10 protein-coding genes and 1 pseudogene are annotated in these 11564 nt (G+C 72.4%); 6 read left to right on the forward strand and 5 right to left on the reverse strand.

What is annotated here, in order from left to right; translation table 11 throughout:
* Positions 1-132: 132 nt before the first annotated feature.
* On the reverse strand, positions 133-708 hold the full coding sequence (locus ACRDP3_RS28185) for a sigma-70 family RNA polymerase sigma factor (RefSeq protein ID WP_431519852.1): 576 nt from the start codon (positions 706-708) through the stop codon (positions 133-135).
* 382 nt (positions 709-1090) lie between these two features.
* Between ACRDP3_RS28185 and ACRDP3_RS28190 the strand changes: the two genes are divergently transcribed.
* Together ACRDP3_RS28190 and ACRDP3_RS28195 are read left to right on the forward strand one after the other, a co-directional pair.
* A complete protein-coding gene (locus ACRDP3_RS28190; protein ID WP_431519853.1) occupies positions 1091-1471 on the forward strand; it encodes an STAS domain-containing protein in 381 nt (126 codons plus the stop codon).
* Positions 1472-1873: 402 nt separating this feature from the next.
* Positions 1874-2326 carry an ATP-binding protein gene (locus ACRDP3_RS28195; RefSeq protein ID WP_431519854.1) on the forward strand — a complete coding sequence of 151 codons (453 nt, stop codon included), beginning with the start codon at positions 1874-1876 and terminating at the stop codon, positions 2324-2326.
* 139 nt (positions 2327-2465) lie between these two features.
* On the opposite strand, the gene ACRDP3_RS28200 is transcribed toward ACRDP3_RS28195, so the two are convergent.
* Complete coding sequence (locus tag ACRDP3_RS28200; RefSeq protein ID WP_431519855.1) at positions 2466-3464, reverse strand: GlxA family transcriptional regulator; 999 nt, start codon at positions 3462-3464, stop codon at positions 2466-2468.
* 70 nt (positions 3465-3534) lie between these two features.
* On the opposite strand from ACRDP3_RS28200, the gene ACRDP3_RS28205 reads away from it, so the two are divergent.
* Complete coding sequence (locus ACRDP3_RS28205; RefSeq protein ID WP_431519856.1) at positions 3535-4869, forward strand: MFS transporter; 1335 nt, start codon at positions 3535-3537, stop codon at positions 4867-4869.
* A 49-nt stretch (positions 4870-4918) separates the two neighbouring features.
* Here the strand turns inward: ACRDP3_RS28205 and ACRDP3_RS28210 are convergent, their stop codons facing one another.
* Both ACRDP3_RS28210 and ACRDP3_RS28215 read right to left on the reverse strand, forming a co-directional pair.
* On the reverse strand, positions 4919-6061 hold the full coding sequence (locus tag ACRDP3_RS28210) for a flavin-containing monooxygenase (RefSeq protein ID WP_431519857.1): 1143 nt from the start codon (positions 6059-6061) through the stop codon (positions 4919-4921).
* A 135-nt stretch (positions 6062-6196) separates the two neighbouring features.
* A complete protein-coding gene (locus tag ACRDP3_RS28215) occupies positions 6197-6844 on the reverse strand; it encodes a TetR family transcriptional regulator (protein WP_431519858.1) in 648 nt (215 codons plus the stop codon).
* A gap of 276 nt (positions 6845-7120) precedes the next feature.
* Here ACRDP3_RS28215 and ACRDP3_RS28220 point away from each other — a divergent pair, with 276 nt between their 5' ends.
* The 3 genes from ACRDP3_RS28220 to ACRDP3_RS28230 all read left to right on the forward strand — a co-directional run bounded on the left by ACRDP3_RS28220 (position 7121) and on the right by ACRDP3_RS28230 (position 10962).
* Positions 7121-7954: a VOC family protein gene (locus ACRDP3_RS28220; protein WP_431519859.1), complete on the forward strand. Its 834-nt coding sequence runs from the start codon at positions 7121-7123 to the stop codon at positions 7952-7954.
* A 234-nt stretch (positions 7955-8188) separates the two neighbouring features.
* The gene (locus ACRDP3_RS28225; RefSeq protein WP_431519860.1) at positions 8189-10654 is read left to right on the forward strand and encodes a PQQ-binding-like beta-propeller repeat protein; all 2466 of its coding nucleotides are present in this window, start codon (positions 8189-8191) and stop codon (positions 10652-10654) included.
* Between the two features lie 47 nt (positions 10655-10701).
* Positions 10702-10962: a VOC family protein gene (locus tag ACRDP3_RS28230; RefSeq protein ID WP_431519861.1), complete on the forward strand. Its 261-nt coding sequence runs from the start codon at positions 10702-10704 to the stop codon at positions 10960-10962.
* Here the strand turns inward: ACRDP3_RS28230 and ACRDP3_RS28235 are convergent.
* Positions 10959-11564 (reverse strand): annotated as a pseudogene (locus ACRDP3_RS28235) (hypothetical protein); the annotation flags it as partial. The gene ACRDP3_RS28230 and the pseudogene ACRDP3_RS28235 overlap by 4 nt on opposite strands.

An 11564-nucleotide genomic window follows, 5' to 3' on the forward strand; every position in this document is an offset into this window, starting at 1 on the left:
CCTGGGGCGGGGGCGGCACGTGGGGCGGGAGGGCGGCGTCCTCCGCCGGGCTCCGCGGTAGAGGTATGCGGGGTGGCCCTGCCGCCGCGTTGTCGCTCCCGCCGTCACCCGGGCCGTGGCCGGACGGCCCGCTCACCGCGGGCGTCCGGGGCCGTGCGGGGGTACGGACAGCGGCCGGCTCATCGCCGACGAGAGCAACTGCAGCCCGAGCCGCAGGCGTCGCCGTGCCTCGTCCTCCGTGACGCCCAACTGCCGTGCGGTCTGGCGGTAGTCGCGGCGCTGGAAATAGGCCAGTTCCAGGGCGGCGCGCAGCGAGGCGGGCATGGAGGTCACGATGTAGTCCGCGCGGGCCGCCGTGGAGGCGGCGCGCACCTTCTCCTCTATCTGTTCCTGCCGTTCCGGTGACTGCGGGCCGTCCTCGCGGTGCTGCTTGCGCAGCCGTCCGGCCGCGAGCCGCTGCGTGACTCCCGCGATCCAGGAGCGCATCGGGCCGTCCTTGGGGTCGAACGCGTGCGGGTTCTCCCAGAGGTAGCCGAACACGTCGCGTGTGGTGCGGTCGGCGGCCGTCTCGTCGTCGAGCACCCGGTGCGCCAGTCCGTGCACCAGCGTGGCGAACCGGTCGTACAGCTCGCCCAGGGCGGCGGCCTCACCCCGTGCCAGCCGTTGCTGCATCTTCCGGTCCCAGCGCGGTGGTGTGTCAATCGCCATGGTGGCTCCAAGCCCGTCCGTACCGCCCTCGTCGCGCGCGTCAGCACCTCGAATGTAGTGCGAGAGGCCCGCGACGCGCGCTCCTTTGCGGCAATGTGCGCCCCTTGACAGAGTCGCCGATGGCGGTGACACCCATCACGTTGGGGCGTTTTCCGGGCCCGGGCGGCATGGGCACGGTTTCATCACACCCGCTCTCGTGAGGGAGTTGTACTGGTGTGACCGCGACTGATGCGGGGGAGAACTGGCTGATGAGCGCATAGGGTCGGGGGACGGGTCGTTTTGACCGTGGGGGGGCAGGGCAGCCGAATCGAGGAAGGAAGCATTCCGGTAAGGCCGTCAAGCCGGCGATCAAGACCGTAGTCGAGCGAAGGGTTGCGAGGACGTGTCGTTGAAGGTGTGGGAGGAGGAGCGGGGGGAATGGGCCGTTCTCCGGGTTTCCGGCGAAATGGACCTGGTCACTTCGCCCGCGGTCCGGCAGCACGTACACGACGCGGTGGCCGAGGGGCGGCGCAGCCTGGTGCTCGACCTCTCGGAAGTGCTCTTCTGCGACTCCAGCGGCGTGGGTGTGCTGATCGCGTCGCGCCGGCTGATGCGCTCGTGCGCCGGGCAGTTGCGGCTGATCCTGCCCGCACGGGGCGCCGAGGACGGGTCGCACGTCAACCGCGTCCTGGCCGCTCTCGGTGTGCGCCGGCTCTTCGACTGCTACCCCGACCTTTCCACCGCCACCCGGCAGGATGCCGCCGCCGGTCCCCTCTCGGCCTGAGCCGTCGCGGGGCGCCCGTCGCGGCGTTCCCGTCATGGCGTACCCGTCACGGTGCGTCGACTTCGGCCCGCACCGTTCGGCGTCAACCGTTCGGCGTCGATACCCGCTTGTTGCCTGTCCGTGACCGAGGTAAGCGGAAGGCTTCATTCCGCTCGGGTACGCTCCGTTGGGTGCGAGTAATTCAGACGTGCGGCAAATAGGACGAAGAGCGTGCTGTGTCGCTGTTCCCGCCCTCCCGAGCGGTGTCGCACAGTATGCAGCACGCCTACTCCTTTCCGCCGGAATATGCCTGAAGCGCTTGTTGGCTCACTGTGCGTCAATCATGCTCTTCCGGACGAGGTCGCACACGGTGATCCCCGGCAGACGAGGCGATGTTGCTTGCCAGTTCGGACGGTGTGAGCGGTGCAGGTGCTTCAAGTGCAGTTGGAGATCGGGGCGGACCCGACGGAGGTGGGGCGCGCCCGCGCGTGGGCACGGACCAGACTGACGGGGTCCGGCATCAGTGCGGACGAACCGCTGGCGGAGACCTTGCTCGTGCTCATCTCTGAGCTCGTCACCAACGCCGTGGTGCACACGGGCGCTCCGGCCGTGCTGCGGATGCTGCTGCCCTCCCGGCAGACGCCGGGTGCCGTCCGGGTCGAGGTGGCGGACTCGAGCGGCCGGCCGCCGCGGCGGCGCCAGGCCGACGGTGAGGACACCAACGGGCGTGGCCTGGAGCTGGTTTCCGGACTCGCGGACCGCTGGGGCTGGCAGCGGGAGGGAGCAGGCAAGCGCATCTGGTGCGAGGTGGACCGCGTCGCGGCTCCGCCAGCGCTCACGGCCGGCGAGGTTTCGCAAGTCCGGACCAACTGTTGACGTTTCGTGTCCGACTGCTCACTCTAGGGTGAACGGTCCGTTGCGAGGGGACGGCGAGGAGTGGACGGCTCCTCGCCGAGTGCGGGTCGCCGGAGCCGGGTGGCGGCCCGCCGTTGCCGCCACCCGCGAACCACGGGTGTCAGGCGGCGGCGTCGGTGCGGAAGCGGAAGGTGCGCCGGTAACTGCTCGGTGAGATTCCCAGCGCCGACTGGAAGTGCAGCCGCAGTGACGACGGCGAGCCGAAGCCCGCGTCCGCGGCGATCCGCTCGACGGACAGGTCGCTGCTCTCCAGCAGGTGGCGCGCCCGTTCGACCCGCTGCTGGGTGAGCCACTGCTGCGGACTCATCCCCACTTCCTCCCGGAAGCGCCGGGTGAAGGTCCGTATGCTCATCGCCTCCTTCGCCGCCAGCTCGCGCAGCGTGAGCGGCCGGTCCAGGTGCCGCAGCGCCCAGCCGCGGGCGGTGCCGGTGGTGTGCAACCCCGGTTCGGGCACCGGCCGTTCGATGAACTGTGCCTGGCCGCCCTCCCGGTGCGGCGGCACGACTGTACGCCGCGCCACCGAGTTGGCGACTCCCGTGCCGAAGTCGTCGCGCACCATGTGCAGGCACAGGTCGATGCCGGAGGCGACGCCGGCCGAGGTGAGGACGTCCTCGTCGGCGACGTAGAGGACGTCCGGGTCCACCTTCACCTGCGGGAAGAGCGTCCGCAGCCGGTCGCAGGAGGCCCAGTGCGTGGTCGCCCGCCTGCCGTTCAGCAGCCCGGCGGCGGCCAGCACGAAGGCACCCGTGCAGATCGAGGCGACGCGGGTGCCGGGCCGGATCCGGGCGATCGCGTCGGCCAGCGGCGCGCCGAGCCGGCCCTCGGCGACGGGTTCGTCGGGCTCGTGCGCGGCCGGCACGATCACGGTGTCCGCCTCGGCGAGGGCCTCGGGGCCGTGCGCCACGTCGACCGTGAAATCGGCGTCCGTACGGACCGGGCCAGGTGTCACGGCGCAGGTGACGACCTCGTACAGCGGCTCTCCCCGGTCGTTCCAGGACCAGCCCAATATCCGGTGCGGGATGCCCAGTTCGATCGGCAGCAGCCCGTGCCGCACGAGCACGGCGACGCGATGCCGGCCTGGATGACGGAATGCACTCATGGCCCGATCCTCGCACAACGTGGCCTACGGGCCACTCGTCGGTCGCACAGCCCGGGCGGAGGCTGACTCCGTGACGCAGACAACCGGGCGGAGCTCCCCGCCGGAACGAACCCGACCACTCGAGACCAGGCCCGTCCCGCGCGTCCACCGTGCGTGGTGGGTCGCCGCCGTGTCGTTCGTCGCGCTCGTCGGCGCGGCCGGCTTCCGCGCCACCCCGAGTGTCTTCATCGACCCCCTGAACGAGGAGTTCGGCTGGTCGCACAGCACCGTCTCGGCCGCCGTATCCGTGAACGTCCTGCTCTACGGGCTCACGTCGCCCTTCTCCGCCGCCCTGATGGAGCGTTACGGCATCCGCCGCATCGTCGCCGGCGCTCTGCTGCTGATCGCCGCGGGCAGCGGACTGACGGTCTTCATGGACGCCACCTGGCAGCTCATCCTCTGCTGGGGCTTCCTCGTCGGCCTCGGCACCGGCTCGATGGCGCTCGCCTTCGCCGCGACCGTCGCCAACAAGTGGTTCGTCCAGCGCCGTGGACTGGTCAGCGGCATCCTCACGGCGGGTGGAGCGGCCGGACAGCTGGTCTTCCTGCCGCTGGTGGCGCTGCTGGTGGAGGGGCCGGGCTGGCGTACGGCCTCACTGACCGTCGCCCTCGCCGCGCTGGCCGTGGTGCCGCTGGTGCTGTTCGTCCTGCGCGACCGCCCGGAGGACGTCGGGCTGCTGCCGTACGGGGCGGGCCCCGACTACCTCACCCCGCCGGCCGCCCCGCCCGGTGCCGCGCGGCGCGCGCTGCGGGCCCTGCGCGACGCGGCCCGCACCAAGGTCTTCTGGCTCCTGGCCGGCACCTTCGCGGTGTGCGGCGCCTCGACCAACGGCCTGGTCGGCGTCCACTTCGTGCCGGCCGCGCACGACCACGGGATGGCCGTGCCCGCCGCGGCCTCGCTGCTCGCGGTGATCGGTGTCTTCGATCTGGTGGGCACCGTCGCCTCCGGCTGGTTCACCGACCGCTTCGACGCGCGCAGGCTGCTGGCCGTGTACTACGCGCTGCGCGGGATCTCGCTGCTCTTCCTCCCGCTGCTCTTCGCCGAGAGCGTGCATCCGTCCATGCTGTTCTTCATCGTCTTCTACGGGCTGGACTGGGTCGCCACCGTCCCGCCCACCATCGCCCTGTGCCGCGAGCACTTCGGCGACAACGGCGCCATCGTCTTCGGCTGGGTGCTCGCCTCGCACCAGATCGGCGCCGCGGTCGTCGCGTTCCTGTCCGGGCTGGTGCGGGACACCTTCGGTTCCTACGACCTCGCCTGGATCGCCTCCGGCGCGCTGTGTGCGACGGCCGCCCTGATGGCGCTGCTGATACGGAAACGGCCCGCGGCAGCGGAACGCGTCGCGGCAGGGGCGGGCGCCCGATGAGACGCCGGGTGCCCGTCAGGCGTCACGGGGCGGCGCAACGGGGGAGCGGCTACGGGGCGGTGGCACGGGAGATGGCCAGGGCGATCCTGCGCGCGTCCAGCGAGAGTTCGCGCAGCATCCCGCTGAGCGGGTTGGTGTAGCCGGTGAAGTAGAGCCCGGGAGCGCCGGGATGGGTGCGGCGGCCGTGGGCGAGGGGGCGCCCCTGCGCGTCGAGCACCCCGAGGGGGCCGACGAGGTCCTCCAGGCCGCGCTCGTAGCCGGTCGCCGCGATGACGACGTCGGGGGTGACCGTACCCCCGTCGGCGAGCTGGACCTTGGCGCCGTCGAAGGACTCGAGGGCCGCGACCGGTTCGACCCGGCCCCGGCGTACCGCCTCGATCAGGCCCACGTCCTGCACCGGGATCGCGCCCTGCCGGGCCCGGGTGTACAGGCCGGTGTCCGGCCGGGGGAGCCCGTACCCGGACAGGTCCGGGATCGCGGCCTTCGCCAGCCGTGCCGCGAGTCCGTCCACCACGCGGGTGGGCAGCCGGCGGCACAGGACGCCGCTGGCCTGCGCCGGCCAGCCCAGCGTGGAGCGGCGGACGATGTGCGGAACGGTGCGCACCGCGAGCCGTACCCGGGCCGCCCCGCCCTCGGCGAGGTCGACGGCTATCTCGGCGCCGGTGTTGCCGGCCCCGGCGACGAGCACGTCCTTGCCCGCGTACGGCTTCGCGTTCCGGTACCGGGAGGCGTGCAGCAGCTCGCCCTCGAAGGAGTCGCGCCCGTCCCAGGAGGGCAGCCGGGCGGTGTGGTTGTAGCCCGTGGCGACGACGGCGGCAGGGGTGGTCAGCCGCCGCCCTCCGTTGGCGTGCAGCACCCACTGTTCGTCGCGGCGTTCGATGCTGTCGACCTCGACGCCGGTGGCCACCTCGATGCCGTGGTGCTCGACGTAGCCCTCCAGGTAGCGCACGAGGTCGTCGCGGGCGACCCAGCGGCCGTACGAGCGGGGGATCGCCAGGCCCGGCAGCGCCGACCAGCGGCGCGTGGTGTGCAGCCGGAGCCGGTCGTAGTGGGAGCGCCAGGACGCGGCGACGGACGGGGACTTCTCCAGCACCACGGCGCTGATCCCGCGCTCGTGCAGCGCGGCAGCCGTGGCCAGCCCGCCGGGACCGGCACCGATGATGTGAACGGGGACCCCGTCGGTCATGTGCATGACGGAGAGTTTACTGTTGGTGGCGCGCTGTTCCCGTCACGGAAACGTCACAGGAGGAGCACATGGTGGCCGCTTCTCAAGGCTGGGCCGGGACCTCGGGGAGAAACGTTTCTTGAGGTGCTTGCGAGTGCCGGTTCATCTGGTGGGTTTCTTGCCCGTGACCCCCAGGTGCACCAGCAGCGCCAGGCTCGGCTTCAGCTCCGCCTGCTTGACGCCCCAGCTCTGGAAGCCCTTCTGGTGACCCGCCACCGACGCCAGCATGGTGACGAGGGCGCCGGCCGTCGCCGCCGGGTTGACGTCCTTGTCGACCTTGCCCTTGGCCTGGAGCTCCTTGATGGAGTCGGCCAACGGACCGTTGACGGCGTTCAGGACCTTCATCCGGATCTTGTAGAACCGCTTGTCGCCTTCGGCCGAGCCCAGATCGACGACCCGCAGAATGGCGTCGTTCCGGCGCCAGAAGGTGAGGAATCCGTCCACCAATTCCTCGGCCGAACGCCAGCCCGCCTTTCCCGTCCAGGAACGGTCGGCCACCAGTCCGGCCAGCGAGGTCCCCTCTTTCGCCATGGACTCGGCCAGTTCCAGAACCGCGCCCTCGACGTCCGGGAAATACTGATAGAAGGTCGCCGGAGACGTGCCCGCCTTCCGGGCGACATCGATGACCTTGACATCGCGATACGGCGACGAGCTGAGCATCTCGCCGAGGCAGGCCAGCAGCTTCTGCCGCGTCGCCTGCCCGCGGCGCCCCGCTACGCGCCCGTCGACGGTTCGAACTTGTCCTGTCATGCCGTCAGCTTATCGACGGGGAACGGTCGCGCGATTCGGCCGCCTGCAAATGGGGTGCGAGTGCTCCGCCCGGCATGCTTTGCCCTCTCGCGCCGCCCATCACGCCCGCTCGCCAAGGGGCGAACACCGCCGGTCACGGCACCAGGACCGCAGGGCCGGGAAGTGGCCGTGCGTGCGATTCATCGGCCTGCGGCGGCCCGCGAACGCGGTTAGCGTTCCGGTACGAACGGACGAGCCCGTAAGCGCGAGGCAAGGGAGCCACGGGAGGCACGGGTCATGGCTGTACGCGCGGCGAGATATCCCGAGGGTGCGCCCTGCTGGGCCGATGCGATGCTGCCCGATGTCGAGGCGGGCAAGCGGTTCTACGGTGAGCTGTTCGACTGGACGTTCGGCAAGCCGATGGCGGAGCGGGACGGCTACACGGTGGCGCGACGGGGCGGCAGGCCCGCGGCCGGACTGCTGCCGAAGCCGGACGGGCGGCTGCCCACCGTCTGGAACCTCTACCTCGCGACGGACGACGCCACCGCCGCCCTCGCCAGGATCCGGGCGGCGGGCGGTCAGGTGCTGATGAATCCGACGGACTCCGACGGCAACGGCGTCACCGCGGTGGCCGCCGACCCCGGCGGTGCGGTCTTCTCGCTGTGGCAGGCCGGTGCGTTCGACGGCTTCGCGGTGCGGGCCCAGCCCGGCACGTACGTATGGTCCGAGGTCTACGCGCGTGACGCGGCTGTCGACTCCTTCTACGCCGAGGTCTTCGGCTACGGCATGCGCGACGTCCGCGAACTCGGCTTCGAAGAGGACGACGCGGGCCCCGAGGCCGAGTTCATGGTGTGGGCCGCGGCCGGCGACCCGGTCGACGAGGCGCACGCGATCGGCGGACGGGCCCTCATCGGCGGGACCTACCCGGCGGAGATGCCCGCCCACTTCCGTACCTACTTCGCCGTGGCGGACTGCGACGCGGTGGCGCACACCGCCCTGCGGCTGGGCGGGCGGGTGCTGAGCGGGCCACTGGACTCCCCGTACGGACGGCAGGCCGTCCTCGCCGACAACCAGGGCGCCACCTTCGCGGTGCTGCAGGTGCCCGAGCCGGGAGCCGCGGGGACGACGTGAAGGTGTTGCCACGACGAGAGGCGGGGGAGCCGGACACGGGTTGGGGCGGAATGCCGGACTCGTCCCGGCTCGGGCCGCCCGCCGACCGAATCGAGACCTGGCCGGGCCGCCCCCGGGTTCGCAACCGTCGGCTTCGGCAGGAAGAATCAGCCTGCGGACCGCGAGGTCCGGTACGGCAGTGAGAAGCTGCACGGGGCGGAAGTCGACGAGCCCCTACGGGGAGGTGGCAGGCAAGTGGTGGAGCAGCTGACGCAGCACGATCCGCGGCGGATCGGCCCGTTCGAGGTGCTCGGCCGACTCGGTGCCGGCGGCATGGGGCTGGTCTATCTCGCACGCTCGGCGTCCGGCCGGCGCGTGGCGATCAAGACGGTCCGGACCGAGCTCGCCGAGGACCAGCTGTTCCGGGTGCGCTTCACGCGCGAGGTCGAGGCGGCACGCGCCGTCAGCGGCTTCTACACCGCCGCTGTCGTGGACGCCGACCCCAGGGCCGCCGTGCCGTGGCTGGCGACCGCTTTCGTGCCCGCCCCCTCGCTGGAGGAGATAGTCAACGAGTGCGGTCCACTGCCGGTGCAGGCCGTGCGCTGGGTGGCGGCGGGGGTCGCCGAGGCGCTGCAGTCCATCCACGGCGCCGGGCTCGTACACCGTGATCTCAAGCCGTCCAACGTCCTGGTGGTCGAGGACGGGCCGCGCGTCATCGACTTCGGCATCGCCTCGGGCGTCTCGAACACCAAGCTGACGATGACGAACGTGGCGGTCGGCACCCCCGCCTACATGTCTCCCGAGCAGGCCCGCGACTCGCGCAGCGTGACCGGCGCCAGCGACGTCTTCTCGCTGGCCTCCACTTTGGTCTTCGCCGCCACCGGGCACGCGCCCTTCCACGGCGCCAACCCGGTGGAGACCGTCTTCATGCTGCTGCGCGACGGCCCCGATCTGCAGGGTCTGGACGAGGCCCTGCGGCCGTTCATCGAGTCCTGCATGCGGATGGCGGCGGAGGAACGTCCCTCCCCGGCCGACATGCAGGCGCAGCTCGCCCCGCACCTGTTCTCCTCGGGCGGCGACGACAGCGGCACCGCCTCCGCGTGGCTGCCCGCCGGCGCGGTGGCGCTGATCGAACGCAAGCGGGGGGCGCGGCCCACACCCAGGCGCCCCGTCCCACGGCAGGACGTCCCGCCGCCCGGGCCGGACCTTCCGGCGATGCCGGACGGGTCCGCACCGCACTCCCACGGTGCGCGGAGCGCCGGGCCCCGGCACGCCATCCCGGCCGGTCCCGGCGGTCCCTCGGCCGTCGGTGCCGTGGCCGCGCACTCCGCCCAGCCGTCGGTGGCACAGCCCGTCCCGCCGTCGGCGGCGCCAGGTGCCGGTCCCGACGGCGGGCCCGTACGGCTGCCCGGCTCGCAGGTGCCCATCGGGCCCGGTCCGCGACGCTCGGAGGAGGTACGGGCGGAGACCGGCGTCGGCCCGGCCACCGGCTGGGTACGGCCGCCGAACGGCGTGCAGCCGGGCGGCTCCGGCGAAGCGGCGCCGCCGCCGCCCTCCGTCGCCACGCACGAGGCGGGCTCCGCACAGCCGCAGCGCTGGCGGCCGTGGCGCTTCCGCATGTCCAACGACGTGTGGGGCACCCCCGTCGTCGCCGACGACCTGCTGTACGTCACCTCCTTCGAAGTGCACGCGCTCGATGTGACCAGCGGGCGCAGGCAGTTCAAGACCCGCGAAGTGGCGTGGTCGATGGCCGTCTCCGGCGGCCGTGTGCACGCCTCCGACGGACCGAGCCTCTACGCCCTCGACGCCCGGGACGGTTCCGAGTGCTGGCGGATGGCGGCCGACGGCTGGGTCTACTCGCTGAAGGTCGACCGCGGCACCGTCGTCACCGGCACCCGGGGCGGCGGCGTACAGGCGTGGGAAGCCGCGAGCGGCGAGAAGCTGTGGGAACTCGGCGGCGCTCAGACCGATTTCGAGACCCCCGAAGCGGGCCCCGTGATACACGGCGACTCGGTCTACACCTGGGGCGACGGCCGCCTCTACGCCCTCCAGGCACGCACTGGCGCCGAGCGCTGGTCCTACCCGGTCGGCGACGCCTCGGCCACCGGCGGGGTACCGCTCCGCCTCGCCCCCGCGGAGGACGGCGTGCTGTACGTGTCCGCCGGGTCGCGTGTCCACGCCCTGGACGGCGCGACGGGAGCGGAACGGTGGCGCTTCGACGCCCCGGCCGCCTTCCTGAGCCCCCCGGCCTTCGCCCCCGGCCCCTCGGTCGCCGGCGGCGGCGTCTACCTCGCCGACTACCTGGGCACGGTCTACGCCCTGGACGCGGCCGGTGGTCACGACCGCTGGCGCATCGCGACCGAGGCCCGGCACTCGACGGAGCCGGTCGTCGTCGCCGACGGCCTCGTGCACCTGGGCAGCGGCGGGGCGCTCTACACCCTCGACGCGGTCAGCGGCGCCCCGAGATGGCGGTTCGCGGCCGGCGGCGACGTGGTGGGGGCGCCGGTGGTGGCCGAGGGGCGGGTGCACTTCGGGTCGGCGGACCACTGCCTCTACACGCTGGACGCGGTGGGTGGCCAGCTGCGCTGGAAGCTGGCCACCGGCGGCGAGATCACCGGCTCGCCGGTGGCCGTCGACGGCGTCGTCTACGCGTGCAGCAAGGACCGTTGCGTCTACGCACTCGACGCCGCCAAGGGCACCGGCCAGTCCCGGCAGGGCTGACCCGCGCGATTCGAATGAATTCGAATGAAGGGGAGGCGGCACGACACATGGCAGAGCAACCGCGAATGGCGCTTTCCGGCATCGTGCTCGGCTCACCCGATCCGCGCGCGCTGGCGGACTTCTACCGCCGGCTGCTCGGCTGGACGGTCAAGTGGGACGAGCCGGAGTGGGTGATGCTCGCGTCGCCGAACGGCCGCCCGGGGCTGTCGTTCCAGTACGAGCCCGACCACGTCCGGCCTGTCTGGCCGGCAGGCCCCGGTGACCAGCAGATGATGATCCACCTGGACATCGAGGCCGACGACCTTTAGTAGTAGCCGTCACGGCCCTGGTAGGGGCGAGGCCTGCGCGGAGGCCGGTCGTTATGCGGATCCTGCTGCGGTCCTTGGGGAGGCTGCGGTGGCCCCGGACGGCCTGTGTCCCACGGGTCCCACTCCTGCGCGGGGGTGTCACCGGGTCCGGGAGGCGGCCCGTAGTACTCGTCTGCCTGGTACGCGCCGTGCGGTCCCGGGGGACCGTAGGGCTCCTCGTACGGCCCGGGCGGCCCGAACTCGTCCTCCCGTTCGAAACGGTCGTCGTCCCGTTCGTCGCGCCCGCGCGCGTGCCCGCGGCGTCGGTGGCCACCCGCGCCGCCCCGCCCCCGCATCACGAGTGCGCCGAGGAAGAGCAGCACGCCGCCGCCCAGCGCGACTCCCACGCCCTCGGCCAGGCCGCTGCCGCCTGCCGTGAGGGTCCCGGCGGCCTGGCCCTGGCGGACCATCCAGAGGATGGTGAAGCCGAGCACGAACAGGCCCGCCAGTACGACCACCGCCCGGGACCGCAGCAGCACCGCGATCAGTGTCAGTCCCCCGGCGACGGCCATGGGCAGGAAGAGGCCGTTCCAGAGGGTGGCACCGGCGTCGGAGACGCCGGT

The organism is Streptomyces sp. (genome assembly GCF_050698815.1).
Lineage (GTDB): Bacteria > Actinomycetota > Actinomycetes > Streptomycetales > Streptomycetaceae > Streptomyces.